We start from the raw sequence: 16,849 nt of genomic DNA on the forward strand, positions 1-16,849 counted from the left end.
CGCATTTTGCCAATTGCGCGGGCGCGGACTTGCTTTAATCTCAGTCAGGTAGCGATGCATGCTACGGGGGAATTCAAGGTGAGCGGGGCGACAGCGCAGCAGGTGGCAACCGCTACCGACCGGTTTGCCGCTGCCCATGCCGCGTTGAAGGCCGATCCCACCGTGCAGTTCACGTTGCGGCGCGCGCCGCCGCCGCCGCAGCCGCCGACTTGGCTCGAACCGTTCTTGAAATGGCTTGAGCGGGTGTTCGAGCCGGTCGGGCGTTTCTTCGCGTGGATCGACAGCTTTTTCCCGCACTGGCCGTATGCGCGCATTTTCCTGTGGAGCGTGCTGGCGGTGGTTGTCGCGCTGGTTGCGTGGGGGGTGTATCAGCGCATCCGCTATGGCGAATGGCGCTTGCCGCGCCGTATCCGGCTGCGCGCGACGGCGGTTGTGGTGGACGAGGAAGCGTGGTCCCCCGACGCGGCGCCGGTGCGCGAATGGCTGCGTGAGGCCGATGCGATGGCGGCGGCGGGGCGCTATGCCGAGGCGGTGCACCATTTGCTGTTCCGGTCGATCGAGGACATCGCCCGGCGCCGGCCGAGACTGGTGCGTCCCGCACTGACCAGCCGCGAGCTGAGCGCGTCCGACGCGCTTCCGCCGTCCGCGCGCGATTTGTTCGCCGGGATCGCGCGGCTGGTCGAGCGCAGCCTGTTCGGTGGGCGCCCGGTTGATGCCGTCGACTGGACCGGCGCGCGCGCCGCATATTCTGATTTCGCGTTGCCGGGGACGTGGCGCGCATGAGCGACGTCGCGATCGGAGCGCCATCGGGCGCGCGCGCCGGGGGCGCTTTCACGACTCGGACCGTCGCGATTCTGGTCGCGGTCGGCATATTGACCTTTGTCGGCATGCTCGTGCTTGGGGCCTATGCGCCCGATTTGCGATCGGGCCGCAATGGCGGCGCGCATGCGCTGTCGAACGCCGCGATCGGCTATAGCGGGATCGTGCGGCTGGCCGAAGCGACGGGACATAACCCGCAGATCGTCCGCGACCCGCGCAAGCTCGCTACCGAAGATCTCGTCGTGCTGACGCCCGAGGCGGCCGCGACCGACATGACCAAGATGATTGAGGTCCGGCAGGGCAAGCCGACGCTGGTGATCCTGCCGAAATGGGAAACCGCGGCGGATCAATTTCATCCGGGCTGGGTCCGTTTCGTGGATCTGAAAAGCACGTCGGAGCCCGATGGCGTGCTCGCCCCCAAAAACGTGTTGAAGACGCGGCGCTATTCGAGCGGCGGGCGGCCGCTGCTCGGCGTTTCGTGGATGCCGGCCACCATTCGTTTTCGTGGACCCAAGCCGGTCCAGACGATTTCGGGTCCGGACCTGACGCCGCTCATCACCGACGATCAGGGGCACATCGTGCTCGCCCAGATTGGTGAACATCCTTTCTACGTGCTGGCCGATCCCGATTTGCTGTCGAACATCGGGATGCGCGATGCGGGCCAAGCGCGCGCCGCGCTGGATCTGCTCGATTTCCTCAATGCGACGGGCGCGAAATCGATTGCTTTCGACGTGACGCTCAACGGCTTCGGCCATGGCCCCAGCCCGTTGAAACTGGCGTTCGATCCGCCGTTTCTCGCGATGACGCTGGCGATCGCAATCGCGGTGCTGCTGGCGGGGATTCAGGCGACCGCGCGCTTCGGTGTGACTCAGCGGCGCGCGCGCGCGATCGCGTTCGGCAAGACCGCGCTGATCGACAATACCGCCGCGCTGGTGCGAAAAGCCGGGCGGCACGGCGCGCTCGGCCCGCGCTATCTCGATCTGGTGCGCGAGCGGGCGCGGACCGTGTTGGGCGTGCCGTCGCGGCTGCGTGATCAGGCGTATGACGCCTATCTCGACCGGTTGGGTGGGCGCGCGCGCTTTTCCGAACTGGCCGAACAAGCACGGGTCGCCACTGATCCGCGCGCGATGTTGCAAGCGGCGCAAGCGCTGCACCACTGGTTATGGGAGAAGTCACGGTGACAGTAGAAGACGTCAAGGCGCTCGCCGAGGATATCCGCGCCGAGATCGGCAAAGCTGTGGTCGGGCAGGAGGCAACGGTCGACATTCTGCTCGTCGCCTTGTTTGCCGGGGGGCACGTGCTGCTCGAAGGCCCGCCGGGCACCGCCAAGACGCTGCTCGCGCGCAGTTTTGCGCGCGTGATCGGGCTCGATTTCGGGCGGATCCAGTTCACCCCCGATCTGATGCCGGGCGACATTATCGGCGCGAACCTGTTCAACTTTCAGACGAGCACCTTCACGCTGACGCGCGGGCCGATTTTCACCGATCTGCTGCTCGCCGACGAAATCAACCGCACCCCGCCAAAGACGCAAGCGGCATTGCTCGAGGCGATGCAGGAGCGCACCGTGACGATCGACGGTGAAAGCCTCGCGCTCGGCGCGCGCTTCATGGTGGTGGCGACGCAGAACCCGATCGAACAGCAAGGCGTCTATCCACTGCCCGAGGCGCAGCTCGACCGCTTCCTGTTCAAGCAGACGGTCGATTATCCGAGCGCCTCGGAGGAACGCCGCATCATCGCCGCGCACGGGTCGCACGGCAATGCAATGGCGCCCGAAGAATGGGGCGTGGAGGTGATCGCCAATGCGAGCGTGATCGGCGAAGCGATCGCTGCCGTCGCGCAGGTCCGGTTGGTCGATGAAGTGATCGACTATATCGCCGCGCTGATCCGCGGCACGCGCGATGTCGCCGATCTGGAAAGCGGCGCGAGCCCGCGTGCGGGCGCGATGCTGGCGGGGGCGGCACGCGCCCGCGCGGCGCTCGACGGGCGCGATTTTGTGATTCCCGACGATGTGAAGGCGCTTGCGCCCGCGTTGCTGCGCCACCGGCTGATCCTGTCGCCCGCCGCCGAAATCGATGGTCGCGCGATCGAGGATGTGGTGACGAGCATCATCGAAACGATCGAAGCGCCGCGGTGAGAGGTTTTTCGGTTTCGCTCCCCAGCTTATCCGCTTCCCCGGCGAAGGCCGGGGCCCAGTTGCGATGTCTTTTTTTGGGTAGCGCAGCATCCGACAATGACCGTCTCGCAGCTTGGCCCCGGCCTTCGCCGGGGAAGCGTCTGCGGGCATGATCTACCCCACGCGCATGGCGGTGCTGGCGGCGGCGGCGGGCGCGCCGTTTGCTTTGCTGGTGGCCGTGGCATTGCCCGATCGTTGGTTCGTCGGGCTTGCCTGGCCGGTCGCGGTGCTGGCGTTAACGCTGTTCGATGCGCTGAACGGGTTGCGGGCCGGTACGGTCACGCTCGCGCTGCCATCGAGTGCCGCGGTCGGTGCGACGATCGAGGCGACCTTGAGCGTCGTGATAGAAGGCGCGCGTCCGCCCGCCAGCGCCGAAGTCGCGATCGGCGCGAGTCCGTTGCTCGAGGTCGAGAATGATGGGCGCGCCTGGGTCGCGCTGGCGGGCGGGCGTGGCGCGGTGCTGCTGCCGATGACGACGCTCCGGCGCGGGACGGCGCGGATCGAGACGCTGTGGCTGCGCTGGCGCGGGAGCCTTGGATTGGCGTGGCATCAGCGCACGATCCCGGCCGACGCCGCGTTGCCGATTCTGCCTGACATTCGCATGGTCCACGAACAGGGCGCGCAGATTTTCCAGCGCCACGCGCTGCAAGGGCTGCTGACGCAAATCGACCGGGGCGATGGCACCGATTTCGATGCGCTGGTCGAATTTCGCTCAGGGATGGACCGCCGCGGGCTCGACTGGAAGCAGTCGGCGCGGCACATGAAGCTGCACGCCAAGGAGTTTCGCAGCGAGCGCAACAACCAGATCGTCTTCGCGGTCGATGCCGGGCGGCAAATGTCGGAGCCGGTCGCGGGCTTGCCGCGGGTCGATCGCGCCGTGTCGGCGATGCTGCTGACGGCGTGGATCGCGCTCAAGCTGGGTGATCGAGTCGCGCTCCACGCCTTCGATTCGCGGCCGCGCATTGCCAGCGGTTTGGTGTCGGGCGTGCCCGCTTTTGCCAGCTTGCAGCGCCTTGCCGCGCAGATCGAGTATAGCGGCGAAGAAACCAATTATACCTTCGCGCTGACCACGCTCGCGACGCGGCTGACGCGGCGCTCGATGATCGTGTTGTTCACCGAATTCACCGATCTTACCTCGGCGGACTTCATGGTCCGCGCCGCTGCCCGCATCGTGAACACCCATCTGCTGCTGGTGGTGGTGCTGCGCGACGAGGAGGTCGAGCGTATCGCCGACCGCGCCCCTGCGACGAGCGAGGATGTGACGCGCGCCGTCACCGCCGCTGCATTGCTGCGCGATCGTAAGCTGGTGTTGACGCGGCTGCAGCATCTCGGCGTGCATGTGATCGAAAGCGAGCATGACCGCGTCGGTGAGCGGCTGGTGCAGGGCTATGTCGATCTCAAGCGGAGGAATTTGCTGTAATGGCCACGGCGCTTGCCCCGGCCCAGCCGATGCTGGTCAATGCCAGCCGCTTTCGCGCCGCGCATGCGGCCGAATGGGAGCGGCTCGAACGGCTGGTCAGCCGAATCGAGAAGCGCTCGATTCGGGCGCTGAACGATGACGATTTGCTGGCGTTGCCGCTGCTGTATCGCTCGGCCTTGTCGTCGCTGTCGGTGGCGCGCGAGACGTCGCTCGACCGGTCGCTGGTGGTGTATCTTGAGCAGCTCTGCACGCGCGCTTATTTCCAGCTTTACGGCGTGCCGACCTCGGCGCTCAGCCAATTGGGGCGCTTTTTCGTGCATAGCTGGCCCGCCGCGATGCAAGCGCTGTGGCGCGAGACGCTGGTTGCGTCTCTGCTGACGGTTGCGGCCGCGATCGTCGGCTATGTGCTGGTGCGCGGCGATCCGAGCTGGTTTTTCGGCATCGTCGGCGATGGCATGGCACAGGGCCGCGATCCGTCCGCGTCGGTCGAAACGCTGCGCCAGACGCTATACGGCAAGCATTCCGACATGCTGGCCACCTTTGCCGCCTATCTCTTCACGCATAATGCCCAGATTGCGATTTTTGCCTTTGCGCTGGGTTTTGCCTTCGCCGTGCCGACCGTCTTGCTGATTGTCTATAACGGGCTGATGCTCGGTGCATTCATGGCCGTGTTCGTGCCCAAGGGGTTGGGGTATAATTTTACCGGCTGGATCATGATCCATGGCACGACCGAATTGTTTGCGATCATCATCGCAGGTGCGGCCGGATTCCGGATCGGCACCGCGATCGCCTTCCCCGGTCGCCAGGCGCGCAGCGATTCGGCGGTGCAGGCGGGTAGGACCGGTGCGACCGCGATGGGCGGGGCGGTGGTCATGCTGGCGGTCGCCGGGTTGCTCGAGGGGATCGGGCGGCAGACCGTGCTCGACGATCTCAGCCGCTATGGCATCGGGCTGACGATGCTGGGGGCTTGGTTGCTCTATTTCTATTTGCCGAGGAGCCGCAATGGCGTGGTTCCGGCGTAACCGCGACAGCAAGCGGCCCAAGGGCCCGCCGTCGCTGCGGCGGAGCTTCGTCACGCCCGAGGGGGTCGATTTGCAGATCGAACTCGGCGGGGCGGGGGTGCGCGCGGCGGCGTTCATGCTCGATGCGCTGGCGATGTTGATTCTGCTGATCATCGCCACGATCGTGATCGCCTTGCTGCTCGTGGCGAGCAAGGAGACCGCCTTTGGAATATTGTGGCTGATCGGCTTTTTCGTGTTGCGGAATGGCTGGTTCACTCTGTTTGAAATGGGCGGTCGCGGCGCGACGCCGGGAAAGCGGATCATGGGCCTGCGCGTCGTCGCACGCGACGGGGCGCGGTTGACCGGGGGCGCGGTGATCACGCGCAACGCGATGCGCGAGATCGAGGTGTTCCTGCCGCTTAGTTTCCTCGCTGCCCAAACGGCGCAAGGGCTGGCCGACAGTTTCCTGACGATCTTTGCGTTGTGCTGGAGCGGGATTTTTCTGTTCTTTCCGCTGTTCAATCGCGACCGGTTGCGGATCGGCGATGTGTTGGCGGGCACGTGGGTGGTGCGGACGGTGCGCGGCGAACTTGGCTCCGACTTGGCGATTTCGGTCGCGCGCGAACGCCGCGTGTTCAGCGAAGCGGCACTCAGCCTGTACGGCGTATACGAACTGCAAACGCTCGAAGAGGTGCTGCGCAGCGGGCGCGAGGATGCGATCGCTACCGTCGCCGCGACGATCCGCCGCAAGGCCGGGATCGCCGATGACGCTGACGACAGGGGATTTCTGAGCGATTATTATGCGGCATTGTGCGTGCGGTTGGAACGGGGTTTGATGGTAGGGCGCCGCCGCGCGGACAAATTCGCCTGAAAAGTTCTGCGCGGCACGGTTTTCACGGATTTAGGACAGTCAGGCGGCAAGGTTCTGCATAAGCCTTGCGAAGGACCCTCCGCGTGCCAGCACTCAATTGGTCGAAGACGCCTCATTGGCGCAACTACCACCGGACGCAGGACCGAAGCCAAGTCGACACGGCCAAGCTCGTTCCAAATGGTGCCCCGCTCGGCGCGATCGCCGCTTTGCGCCAGACTGCGGCGCAGTTCGGCTTCGTGCTTGCAAGTGCGGCGCGGCAGAAGCTGCCGCTCACCGCACTCGGCTCGGCCTGGTCGTTCAGCGACATCACCAAGAATAACGGCTTCCTGCTCCACACGGGCCTCGCGCAGCATATCTGGCAGGTCGATGCGGCCGATCTTGGCCCGGCGGCGGTGCACCGCGACCGGATGGTGTTGGTCCACGGAGGGACGACGATCCACGAACTCAACGCGTTTCTGGAACCCGATCTGTCGCTGATCACCACGGGCGCGCATGACGGGCAAACGGTCGGGGGCATGCTCGGCACCGGAGTGCACGGATCAGTGCTGCGCTATGGCGGCTTCCAGAATCATGTCCGCGGGGTCCACATCGTCACCGGTCCGGGCGAATCGTGGTGGATCGAGCGCGGGCCGATGCCGTGGCTGGCCAGCGCGACCGCAGCGGCTCTGGCCAATCATGTCGTGCTCGAACCCGATCTGTTCGATGCCGCGCTCGTGCATCTCGGTGGTCTGGGCATCATCAACGCCGTGCTGATAGAAGCAGCACCGGGCTATGTCGTCGATGTCGTACGCGTAAAACACCCGCTGACCGCGGCGTCGATCGGTCTGCTTGAAAAAGGCGATTTTGCCGCCTTTGCGCGCGAAGTATGGGCGCCCAGCCGTGAGGAACCCTATTATATCGAGGTAATCCTCGACCCGTTCCATCCGTATGCGGGCTATCGCGGCGCGGCGCACAATGCTCTGATAACCTTGTTCTATAAACGCGAACCCGATCGCAGCATAACGCGCAGCTTGGCGGCCAACGGCGCGTCGGTGGTCGAAGCTGCGCATGAAACACTCAATCTGCTTGCCAAGGCGCTGTCTGCCCAGCCCGAGCAGGACTTGTTGCTGCCATTGCCGCAAGCCGTCGCGTGGCTGGTCGCGCAGGAGTTTCATCCGGAACCCGCAGCCGGTACGGTGCCCCGTCGGATGACGTGGGGGAAGGCCAACGGGCCGCACGTCCGCCAGGAAATTCTCGGCTGGGACATCGAATTGTACAATGCGGCCTATGCGATCGAGCGCCAGCATTTGACGACGACGCTCAAGACCATGCTCGATGCGTTTCACAGCAATGGCGGCGGCCATCAAGTGTTCACGCTGCGCTTCGTGACGAAGGCGGCGGGGCTGATGGCGTTCACGCGCTTCGACGATAGCGTCGTGATCAACATGGACGGTCTGCGCACGCTCAACAGCTCGGATGCTGCGCGTAACGTCGCGCTGGCGCTTGAGCGTACGGCGATCCCGTTCAGCCAGCATTGGGGGAAGCAGGGCGTTATCACCAGCACGCGCGTCGCGCGCGATTTCGGGTCGCCCGCCGATCCCACCACGCGCGCCGGGCGCTGGCGGGCGGCGCGTTACCGGCTGTTGTCGCCTGCCATGCGCGAAACGATCCGCAGCGATGCTTTGTCGGCCTGGGGCTTGGCGTAACGCGCCAGGATCGCGTCGAGCGTTGCGCGCAATCCCGGATCGCGGATCGCCGCGCGGACCGCTTGTCCGCCGCCCAGGGCGTCCAGCCGCGCGACGAACGGCGCTGCCCCCGCGTGATCTCCATCCAGTGCGTAGACCAGGATCAAACCCGCGAGCGTGACGGGGGAATGGGGCATATATTGCACCGCATCGCGGAGTGCGGAGCGCGCAGCCCCCAGGTCGCCGAGCACGAGCTGTCCGATCCCGATCCCGGTCATCGCCAGCGGCCGTACCGCCGAGCGCGGGTTCATGCGGAGCGCCGATTCGAACCGCACGATCGCGCGCGCGGGCTTGCTACAGGCGAGATCGACCCAGCCGCCCCAGAACAGGCTCGCGCCCGAGGCCGGGTGAATCGCCAGCGCACGCTCGATCAACTGGTCAGCAATCTCGACATCGCCGCCGACCCCGATCAGCGCACCGGCCGCATAGCCGAGCACGAAGGGATCGCTTTCGCCATGGCGCAGGCAATGTTCGTAATGGCTGAGGGCAGCAGCGCGAGTAGCGTCGGGGTCATCCGCCCAGCCGAAGGTAAAGACGATCGAATGACAGAAAGCAGCAAGCGCGCTCGCCCATGCATTGTGCGGCTCGAGCTCGAGTACTTGCTGCGCGGTTGCGATCGCTTCCAACATGGAACCCCGCTCCCATTGTCGAAACAGCGCGTTGGCGCGCCAGTAGAGGTGATAGGCGTCGGGAGTCGTCACGCGCTGCGTGACCGCCCTGGTGCGTTCGGCGATTTCGACCGAAGAATCGATCTGCTGCGCAACCGTTTGCGCGATCTCTGACTGGACCGCGAACAGCTCGGCAAGCGTCGCCTCGAAGCGCTGCGCCCAGATTTGCTCGCGCACCACGCCGTCGGTCAGCCGAACCTGGATTCCAATCGTGTCGCCGTCCCGCGCGATGCTGCCCTCGAGCAGATAGCGCACGCCGAGTTCGCGGCACAGCGCGCTATGATCCACCGGTCGTTCGGGCCGCGGACCCGCCAGTGCCACAAACAGCGTCGAAAATCGCGACAGAGCATCGCCGATCTCGTCGGTCATCCCGTCCGCAATCGCGCGGTCGTCCTGATCGCTCGTGCGCAGCGTGAAGGCGACCACCCCGACCGACGGTTTTCGTCCTGACGGCGTGGCACTGCCATTCGCTGAGTCGTCCGCCGGATCGGCGAGCGAGACGCGCTCCCAATCCTGAATCTGGAGCTGCGCGATCAGCCCGGCGACATGCTGGCGCTGTTCGCGCAGCCAATCCTCAAATCCTTCCTCACCCGGCACGTCGAGCCCTTCGAGCAAGGCACCGGGATCGGTGAGCGAGGCGCGCCGGGCATTGGCGACATTGGCGTTCAGCTCGCGAACATCGATATCGAGCCGCGCAAGATCGAGTCGCACGCGCCGCGAGTCCGCAATCAGGAGCGGAGCCCCCTGCGATGGGTTGATCGCGAGGCGTAAATTGGAAAGTTCGCGCCGCAAGCTTGCGCGCGCCTGATCGGGCTCACGCGAACCCCATAGTTGCGATTGCAGCCACGTCCGCGAACGCTCGCCCGAGCGCGCTAGCGCGACCAAAGCGAGCAGCGCGATACTCTTGCGGCTGGTGATCGGCAGCCGCGTGCCATCGGGCGCGAAAAAACCGAATGACCCAAGCAGGCGCAAGCGATGTCGCGCGCCATCGTGCGAAGGCCAGTCCCCCATCACTCCGTCCCTTCGACCCCGCGTCGGCATTTTCTGACGCCCTGATGGGAACTTGGGCGCATCCATGCCGTCTCGCAAGGGGCAGATCAGGCGCGCGGGTGCCGCGTCGGCGCTTCGGTGTCCGCAGCGCGATGCTCCGCCTGCCATGCTGCTGCCACGCCGCGCAGATAGCCGCGCACGGCATCGTCCTCGGTCAAGCCGATCGCGGTTTGCAGTGCGTCTTGTGCATCCGCAGCGCGCGATGCCGCGTGGAGGACGTGCGCGCGTGTGACCCAATAGGGCTGATACCGGACAGCCGTCGAAGCAGGCAGCGCGTCGAGTTGCCGCAGGGCGGCTGCCGGATCGCCGGCGTCGAGTGTTGCGGCGGCACGCCCGACCAGCACGCCGAGGCTAGGCGCGTGCGTGGCCAGCAGGTCGTAAAGCGTCCGGAGCGCTTGGTGATGAGCGCGGCCGGTTATTGGCCGCTGGATATGCACCGATTGCAGTGCCGCTTCGCACTGGAACCGCCCGAAGCGCGCCGCCTGCGCCGCCGTTGTCAACAAACTCTCGGCTTCGATGATATGGTCGCGCGACCAAAGCGCGGCATTCTGGTCGCGTAAGGGGACGAAGCGGCCCGCGGCGTCGCGTCGCGCGGTGCGGCGTGCCTCGCAATAAAGCATCAGCGCCAGCAACCCGCGCGCCTCGGGCTCGTCAGGCATCAGCTCGACCAGCAAGCGCCCGAGATAGAGGGCTTCGTGCGACAGGTCCTGCGTACCGACCGTTGCGCCCGGAACATCGTCCCAGCCGGTACCATAAGCAGCATAAATCGCATTCAGGACGTCGCTGAGCCGATCGGGCAGGTCCTCGCCGCTTGGCGGTTCGAAGCGAAGGCCAGAGTCGCGGATCTTGGCTTTCGCGCGGACGAGCCGCTGGCCCATGGTGGAAGGTGCGACCAGGAAGGCGCTGGCGATGCGTCCGGCGTCTAGACCAAGCACCGTCTGCAGCATTAGCGGGGTGCGGATCGCCGGGTCGATCGCGGGATGCGCGCAGACGAACAGCAGTTTCAGTCGCTCGTCGGGGAAGGCGGCCGCTTGCTCGGTCGCGGGATTGAAGCGGCGCTCAAGCTCGGGCATTGCGGCCTCCGTCACAGCCGCGTGACGATAGGCATTGCGCAACCGGTTGCGCGCCGCGGTCATCAGCCAGCCATCGGGATTGGCCGGGACGCCGCTTTCGGGCCATGTCGCGAGCGCCGTCGCAAACGCCTCCGCAAGCGCGTCTTCGGCCCCGGCAATATCGCGCGACCATGCCACCAGCAAAGCGAGCAATCGTCCGTAGGAAACGCGCGCCGCCACCTCGGCGGCGCGGCGCGCGTCCTCCCCCATCACGCCGCCGCGGAAGCCGGTGGTGGCATCACCGGTCGCACTTCGACCGACCCAGACGAGGCCGCTGGCGAGCGCGCTGCCCATTCGAGCGCGGTATCGAGATCGGCCACCTCGATGATGAAATAGCCGCCAAGCTGTTCCTTGGTATCGGCGAACGGGCCGTCCTCGACGGTGCGCTTTCCGTCGCGGACGCGCACCGTCGTGGCGGTATGCGGGAGTTGGAGGCCATCACCGTTGACGATAATCCCGGCCTGCGCCATCGCGCCGATAAAGGCGTTCCAGCCGCCCCAATAGGCATCGGCATGGACGGGATCGTTGCGCTTGCCGGATTCGGATTCGGGTTCGCACATTAGGATCATGTATTGCATGGTCGGTCTCTTTCTCTCGGGTTGAGTGTGTCGAAAAGGGCTGCCCAGCGCCATGACATTCGAGCGCCCACGATTTCGACACGTGCATGAAATTTTTGTGGGAGGTAGTAAGCGAGCGCGGAGAAACGCAGGAGCACCCGCATGACGATTCTATACGGCATCCCCAATTGCGACACGGTCAAAAAGGCGCGAACGTGGCTCGCCGCGCAGGGTATCGACTATGCCTTCCACGATTATAAAAAGGCCGGGGTCGATGCGGCGGCGCTGCGCGGCTGGGTCGATCGGCTCGGGTGGGAAGTGCTGCTCAACCGCGCCGGCACGACCTTTCGCGCGCTGCCCGATGCCGACAAGGCCGATCTCAACACCGACACGGCGATCGCGATCATGTTGGCCAACCCCTCGACGATCAAACGCCCCGTGCTCGAATCGGGCGATGTGCTGCTGGCAGGGTTCAAGCCGGATACCTATCTGTCTGCCTTCAACCGCTAGGAGACTCGATCATGCCGACAGCAACTTGGAACGGCACCGTCATCGCCCAGTCCGACGACACCGTGATCGTCGAGGGCAATCACTATTTCCCCGCCGACAGCATCGTGGCCGAGTATTTCGAGCCAAGCCCGACGCATTCGCATTGCCGGTGGAAGGGCGAGGCAAGCTACAAGACGATCGTCGTCGACGGCAAGCGCAACCCCGATGCCGCCTGGTACTATCCCGACCCCAAGCCGAAGGCGGCCGAGATCAAGGATCGCTTTGCGTTCTGGAAGGGCGTTACCGTAGCGTAACTGCCTGAACATTTGGGGAAATGGTGCGCCCGGAGGGAGTCGAACCCCCGACCGAGGAGGTAGAAGCTCCTTGCTCTATCCAACTGAGCTACGGGCGCACACCAATACGGTCTTTAGCGCGGATTGCGGAGCGGCGAAACCGGCTTCATACTTGCCCCCGAGTAGCGAAACAGGGGCATTATGGACGGCTTGCAGACGATCGACGCACGCGAGACCGCGGGCCGCGAATTCCGCTATTACGACTTCGTGATGGTGGCATTCGTCGTCATCCTGCTGTTGTCGAACGTGATCGGGGCGGGGAAGCCCGCGGTCGTCGATTTGCCCTTCATCGGGGCGTGGCCGTTCGGGGCGGGGATCCTGTTTTTCCCGCTCAGCTATCTGATCGGCGATATCCTCACCGAAGTTTATGGCTATGCCCGCGCACGGCGGTGCGTTTGGGCTGGGTTTGCCGGGCTGATCTTTATGGCCTTCATGGAGCAGGTCGTCGTAGCGCTGCCCCCTGCATCGGGGTGGACCGGGCAAGCCTCGTACGAATATGTCTTCGGTAAATCGATTTTCGTCAGCCCCGAGGCGGCGACGGGTTTGCGCATCATCCTCGCCTCTATCACGGCCTTCTGGGTCGGCGAGTTTGCCAACAGCTTCGTCCTCGCCAAATTGAAAATCCTGACCAACGGCCGGATGCTGTGGACGCGCACCGTCGGGAGCACGGTGGTGGCGCAGGGGTTCGACAGCCTGATCTTCTATCCGCTCGCCTTTTACGGGATGACCGATTGGCCCGCCGCACAGATCGGCGCGGTGATGCTGAGCCAGTTCGTGCTGAAAGTGTCGTGGGAGGTGCTGCTGACCCCCGTTACCTATGCCGTCGTCAACTTCCTGAAACGGCGCGAGGGCGTCGACGTGTATGACCGCGGGACCGATTTTTCGCCGTTCAAGGCGCGGGTTTAGGGCGCGAGCAGCGCATCGAGCGCAGCGCGATTGGCGGGGTTGAAGGGGTTTAGCAGCGTCATCCCGTCGATCGTCGCGCCGTCCTGCATGTCTTCTGTCAGCATTACCTCGACATCGGACGATCTTGCGACAGCGATGATCAGACTGTCCCAGAATTGCAATTTGTAACGATCCGCCAGCCGAGCGGCAGTCAACAGATGGGCGCTTTTCGTGTCGACGACCGAAAACAAGCTTGACCAACTCTCGACCAACGCGATGGCATCCGCTTTCACAGCGGGGTTTTTGCGGCTTACGGCATTGATGAATTCGCCTAATACCTGCGTTGTGATGACGACATCAAGCGCTTGAAGGCGAAGGAAAATATCGGCGGCGATCCGGCGTTTTGCCGGTTCGCTGCTATCGAAGGCGTAGAACAGAACGTTTGTATCGAGCGTGAGCATTACAACCGGGCGTCACCGTAACGATCTTCCATCGTTAAGGGGCCGCCGCCCAGATCTGCACCCTTTTCCATCAAAGCGAGCATGCGGTCGTAACGGTCGTGCCACGCCGCGTCGCGCACGGGGCGCTTCGGGCGCATCTCCGCAACAATTTTGCCGTGCTTGCTGATGTCGAGCGTCTCGCCCTTTTCGACGCGCGCGATCGCTTGCGAGACGTTAGCGTTGAGTTCTCGAACGGTCATGATACCCATCGGTCGTTCCACTTGTTGCAACAGATGGAACATATCGACAATCCGGCGATCAGGCAACCAGCTCGAACAGCCCCTCGAACATCCGCCGCCCGTCATTGCCGCCATGCGCCGCCGTTTCGATCCGGCGTTCGGGGTGGGGCATGAGGCCTAGGACATTGCCGGCGGCGTTGAGGATGCCGGCGATGTTGCGGGCCGATCCGTTGACCGAAGTTGCATAGCGGAACGCGACGCGGCCTTCGCCTTCGAGCCAGTCGAGCGTCGCTTCGTCGGCAGCGTAATTGCCGTCGTGATGCGCGACCGGGATAACGATGCGTTCGCCCGCGCCGTAGCGGCTGGTGAAGGCACTCTGCGCATTCTCGACCGTGAGCGGGACGTCGCGGCAGACGAAATCGAGCCCGGCGTTGCGCATCAGAGCGCCCGGCAGCAGTCCTGCTTCAGTAAGGATCTGGAAACCGTTGCAAATGCCGAGCACCGCCACGCCGCGCTCCGCTGCCGCGGTCACTGCTGCCATAATCGGCGAACGCGCGCCGATTGCGCCCGAGCGGAGATAATCGCCATAGGAGAAGCCGCCGGGCAGCGCGATCAGCCCAACGCCGTCGGGCAGCGCGGTGTCGGCATGCCATACCATCGTCGGCGCGGTCCCGCTCACGTCGCGGAGCGCCACCGCAATGTCGCGGTCGCAATTCGAGCCGGGAAAGACGATGACGGCGGTTTTCACGCCCGTTCCACCCGGTAATTCTCGATCACGGTGTTGGCGAGCAGCTTGCGGCACATCGCGTCGATTTGCGCGTCGCTGACGTCATCGGCGACATCAAGTTCGATCAGCTTGCCCGCGCGCACATCATTGACGCCGGCAAAGCCAAGGCCACCCAGCGCCTTGTGGATCGCGCGGCCCTGCGGATCGAGCACGCCGGGCTTCAGCGTGACGAAGATGCGGAGCTTCATGGGCGTATCCTAAATCCAGTGTTGCGCGCGCTATGGCCGCGTGCGGCCCCGCTCGCAACCGCCCCCGCAACCGCCCGCGTCATTTTCCCTTGCTCAGCCGATGCTTTTCTAGGTCGAGGACCGCGCCGTCGGCACCTTCGGGAAGCAAGCCCAGACGCCGGGCGACTTCCTGATACGCCTCGACCTCACCGCCGAGATCGCGGCGGAAGCGATCCTTGTCGAGCTTTTCGTTGGTCTGCATGTCCCACAGGCGGCAGCCATCGGGGCTGATCTCGTCGGCGAGGATGATGCGCGGATAGTCATTGTCCCAGACGCGCCCGAATTCGAGCTTGAAGTCGATCAGCCGAATCCCGATCCCGGCGAACAGGCCGCAAAGGAAATCGTTCACGCGAATGGCGAGGTCGGCGATGTCGTGCATCTCCTCCTGCCCCGCCCAGCCGAACGCGGCGATATGTTCATCGGTGATCATCGGATCGCCGAGCGCATCGTCCTTATAATAATATTCGATGATCGTGCGCGGCAGCTGCGTGCCTTCCTCGATGCCGAGTCGAGTCGAGATCGATCCCGCCGCGACGTTGCGGACGACGACTTCGATCGGGATGATCTCGACCTGGCGGATCAACTGCTCGCGCATGTTGAGGCGGCGGATGAAGTGCGTCGGCACGCCGATCAGCCCGAGCAGCGTGAAGATATGCTCGGAAATCCGGTTGTTGAGCACGCCCTTGCCGCTGATCGTGCCCTTTTTCTGGGCGTTGAAGGCAGTCGCATCGTCCTTGAAATATTGGATCAAAGTACCCGGCTCGGGACCCTCATAGAGGATCTTGGCCTTGCCTTCGTAAATCTGGCGGCGACGTGCCATGTGTGCAGATACCCTTAGAAAACGAGTGGCCCCGGCGACGCGGGGAAAACGCGGGCCGGGGCGCTAAGCTCTTGGCTATATCGGAAGCGGAAGGGGGGTGCAATCAGCTTGGGGCGATGTGTACCGTTGGGCGTGAGGGCCCGCGCGCGGCGTCATTCGGCCGGTTCGTGTTCCCGCGTCTCGTCGCGCTGGAACCAGCGCTGCACAACGTTGCGATTCGATTCGGCGTCGGGCGCCGGGGCGCGCGGCAGGACGGGGGGCGCAGTGTTCTCGGTCCGGGCGAGCAGCCAGCGCAGGCCGAGCGCGCCGCCGAGCAGTAGCACGAGCCACGGCCCGATCCCGGCGAGCACCACCAGCAGCCCCGCGAGCGAGGAGAGGAACGTGTCGCCCGCGCTGGCCAGTGTCGCCTCAGGCGATGCACCGATCCCGGGGATGCCGCTGCTGGATGTGTAGGTAAAAATTACGGGCGCGGTGGCGGCCGAGCTTCCGGCTGCCGCGTCGACCTCGCCGATCGTCGCGATCGCATTGCGGAACCGCTCGGCCTTGCTGCTCGCCTGCGCCTTTTGCTCGGGCGTGGCCGCGGCACGGACGCGCGCGTCGGCGGTCGCCAACGCCTGCTGCAATTTTGCGAGCACGCCGTCGCCGCGCCCGCCTGCGGTCGTCTCGACGCCCGCGACATCGGCATCGGTCATCGTGCCGCGCGCGTTGGTGACGGTCACCGCGGCAGCACGGCCGAAGGCGCGCGCGATCGCCGGATCGAGTGTCAGCGTCAGCACGGCGGTGATCGTGTTATCCTGCCCGACGGTGTACCGCATCGCGGTGATGTGACAGCGCGCAGGGCCGAGCTGATCACAGCCGCGCGCGTGGCTTTCCTGCACGGCTTCAATGCGGCTGGCGGGCAAGCGAAAGGCGTAGCGATAATCGAAGCTGCCATCGGCGGCGTGGATCGCCGCATTGGCGGCGGTCGCCTTGCCGCCAGCCTGCGCTCCGGTGAGGTTCGCCGAATCGCATCCGCCCAACAGCAGCAAGGCCGCGAGAGCACCCAAGAGTCGCATAATCGATCTCCCCCCGAAACCGGCCATAGCAGTTTTGGTTAACGCGTGCACTGCTGCTTAGAGGCTGTCTCGAAACGGCGGCGTAATGATAGTGGACGATCGAGCTCCGGTATGATTCCAGAGGGTTGCGACACCTGATCTGGAAGAACCGATGTGGAA

At 64.8% G+C, this 16,849-nt stretch carries 19 protein-coding genes and 1 tRNA gene; 10 read left to right on the top strand and 10 right to left on the bottom strand.

Going from position 1 to position 16,849, the window contains the following annotated elements; all coding sequences use genetic code 11:
• Positions 1 to 78: 78 nt before the first annotated feature.
• The 7 genes from IEV62_RS12595 (at position 79) to IEV62_RS12625 (ending at position 7,969) form a co-directional block, all read left to right on the top strand.
• Complete coding sequence (locus tag IEV62_RS12595) at positions 79 to 783, top strand: DUF4129 domain-containing protein (protein WP_229733102.1); 705 nt, start codon at positions 79 to 81, stop codon at positions 781 to 783.
• Positions 780 to 2,000: a DUF4350 domain-containing protein gene (locus IEV62_RS12600; RefSeq protein ID WP_188447992.1), complete on the top strand. Its 1,221-nt coding sequence runs from the start codon at positions 780 to 782 to the stop codon at positions 1,998 to 2,000. Before IEV62_RS12595 ends, IEV62_RS12600 begins: the two co-directional genes overlap by 4 nt.
• Positions 1,997 to 2,953: an AAA family ATPase gene (locus IEV62_RS12605; protein WP_188447994.1), complete on the top strand. Its 957-nt coding sequence runs from the start codon at positions 1,997 to 1,999 to the stop codon at positions 2,951 to 2,953. Before IEV62_RS12600 ends, IEV62_RS12605 begins: the two co-directional genes overlap by 4 nt.
• A 148-nt stretch (positions 2,954 to 3,101) precedes the next feature.
• Positions 3,102 to 4,412: a DUF58 domain-containing protein gene (locus IEV62_RS12610; protein WP_188447996.1), complete on the top strand. Its 1,311-nt coding sequence runs from the start codon at positions 3,102 to 3,104 to the stop codon at positions 4,410 to 4,412.
• The gene (locus IEV62_RS12615) at positions 4,412 to 5,434 is read left to right on the top strand and encodes a stage II sporulation protein M (RefSeq protein ID WP_188447998.1); all 1,023 of its coding nucleotides are present in this window, start codon (positions 4,412 to 4,414) and stop codon (positions 5,432 to 5,434) included. Before IEV62_RS12610 ends, IEV62_RS12615 begins: the two co-directional genes overlap by 1 nt.
• Positions 5,415 to 6,284 carry an RDD family protein gene (locus IEV62_RS12620; RefSeq protein WP_188448000.1) on the top strand — a complete coding sequence of 290 codons (870 nt, stop codon included), beginning with the start codon at positions 5,415 to 5,417 and terminating at the stop codon, positions 6,282 to 6,284. The genes IEV62_RS12615 and IEV62_RS12620 overlap by 20 nt, the downstream gene beginning before the upstream one ends.
• An 83-nt stretch (positions 6,285 to 6,367) precedes the next feature.
• Positions 6,368 to 7,969, top strand: coding sequence for an FAD-binding protein (locus tag IEV62_RS12625; RefSeq protein ID WP_188448002.1), 1,602 nt, complete (start codon positions 6,368 to 6,370; stop codon positions 7,967 to 7,969).
• Here IEV62_RS12625 and IEV62_RS12630 read toward each other — a convergent pair.
• The 3 genes from IEV62_RS12630 to IEV62_RS12640 form a co-directional block, all read right to left on the bottom strand.
• Positions 7,897 to 9,687 (bottom strand): hypothetical protein, encoded by a 1,791-nt coding sequence (locus IEV62_RS12630; protein WP_188448004.1) that lies wholly within the window; start codon positions 9,685 to 9,687, stop codon positions 7,897 to 7,899. The two genes, IEV62_RS12625 and IEV62_RS12630, sit on opposite strands and share 73 nt — an antisense overlap.
• An 86-nt stretch (positions 9,688 to 9,773) precedes the next feature.
• Positions 9,774 to 11,132, bottom strand: a complete 1,359-nt coding sequence (locus IEV62_RS12635; RefSeq protein ID WP_229733105.1) for an RNA polymerase sigma factor — start codon at positions 11,130 to 11,132, stop codon at positions 9,774 to 9,776.
• Positions 11,048 to 11,416 (bottom strand): YciI family protein, encoded by a 369-nt coding sequence (locus tag IEV62_RS12640; RefSeq protein WP_188448006.1) that lies wholly within the window; start codon positions 11,414 to 11,416, stop codon positions 11,048 to 11,050. Before IEV62_RS12640 ends, IEV62_RS12635 begins: the two co-directional genes overlap by 85 nt.
• A 141-nt stretch (positions 11,417 to 11,557) precedes the next feature.
• Here IEV62_RS12640 and IEV62_RS12645 point away from each other — a divergent pair, with 141 nt between their 5' ends.
• Complete coding sequence (locus IEV62_RS12645; protein ID WP_188448008.1) at positions 11,558 to 11,905, top strand: ArsC family reductase; 348 nt, start codon at positions 11,558 to 11,560, stop codon at positions 11,903 to 11,905.
• 11 nt (positions 11,906 to 11,916) lie between these two features.
• Positions 11,917 to 12,198 (top strand): DUF427 domain-containing protein, encoded by a 282-nt coding sequence (locus IEV62_RS12650; RefSeq protein ID WP_188448010.1) that lies wholly within the window; start codon positions 11,917 to 11,919, stop codon positions 12,196 to 12,198.
• 21 nt (positions 12,199 to 12,219) lie between these two features.
• Here IEV62_RS12650 and IEV62_RS12655 read toward each other — a convergent pair.
• A tRNA-Arg gene (locus IEV62_RS12655) sits at positions 12,220 to 12,296 on the bottom strand.
• 82 nt (positions 12,297 to 12,378) lie between these two features.
• Here IEV62_RS12655 and IEV62_RS12660 point away from each other — a divergent pair.
• Complete coding sequence (locus IEV62_RS12660) at positions 12,379 to 13,143, top strand: queuosine precursor transporter (protein ID WP_188448012.1); 765 nt, start codon at positions 12,379 to 12,381, stop codon at positions 13,141 to 13,143.
• On the opposite strand, the gene IEV62_RS12665 is transcribed toward IEV62_RS12660, so the two are convergent.
• The 6 genes from IEV62_RS12665 to IEV62_RS12690 all read right to left on the bottom strand — a co-directional run bounded on the left by IEV62_RS12665 (position 13,140) and on the right by IEV62_RS12690 (position 16,690).
• A complete protein-coding gene (locus tag IEV62_RS12665; protein ID WP_188448014.1) occupies positions 13,140 to 13,583 on the bottom strand; it encodes a PIN domain-containing protein in 444 nt (147 codons plus the stop codon). The two genes, IEV62_RS12660 and IEV62_RS12665, sit on opposite strands and share 4 nt — an antisense overlap.
• A complete protein-coding gene (locus tag IEV62_RS12670; protein ID WP_188448015.1) occupies positions 13,583 to 13,864 on the bottom strand; it encodes a type II toxin-antitoxin system Phd/YefM family antitoxin in 282 nt (93 codons plus the stop codon). Before IEV62_RS12670 ends, IEV62_RS12665 begins: the two co-directional genes overlap by 1 nt.
• A 16-nt stretch (positions 13,865 to 13,880) precedes the next feature.
• On the bottom strand, positions 13,881 to 14,549 hold the full coding sequence (gene purQ / locus IEV62_RS12675; protein WP_188448017.1) for a phosphoribosylformylglycinamidine synthase subunit PurQ: 669 nt from the start codon (positions 14,547 to 14,549) through the stop codon (positions 13,881 to 13,883).
• Complete coding sequence (gene purS, locus IEV62_RS12680; RefSeq protein ID WP_188448019.1) at positions 14,546 to 14,776, bottom strand: phosphoribosylformylglycinamidine synthase subunit PurS; 231 nt, start codon at positions 14,774 to 14,776, stop codon at positions 14,546 to 14,548. The genes purQ and purS overlap by 4 nt, the downstream gene beginning before the upstream one ends.
• 79 nt (positions 14,777 to 14,855) lie before the next feature.
• The gene (purC, locus tag IEV62_RS12685; RefSeq protein WP_176496575.1) at positions 14,856 to 15,635 is read right to left on the bottom strand and encodes a phosphoribosylaminoimidazolesuccinocarboxamide synthase; all 780 of its coding nucleotides are present in this window, start codon (positions 15,633 to 15,635) and stop codon (positions 14,856 to 14,858) included.
• A gap of 152 nt (positions 15,636 to 15,787) precedes the next feature.
• Positions 15,788 to 16,690: a hypothetical protein gene (locus tag IEV62_RS12690; RefSeq protein WP_188448021.1), complete on the bottom strand. Its 903-nt coding sequence runs from the start codon at positions 16,688 to 16,690 to the stop codon at positions 15,788 to 15,790.
• Between the last annotated feature and the right edge of the window lie 159 nt (positions 16,691 to 16,849).

Origin of the sequence: Sphingomonas psychrolutea, assembly GCF_014636175.1 — a bacterium.
Taxonomy (GTDB): domain Bacteria; phylum Pseudomonadota; class Alphaproteobacteria; order Sphingomonadales; family Sphingomonadaceae; genus Sphingomonas; species Sphingomonas psychrolutea.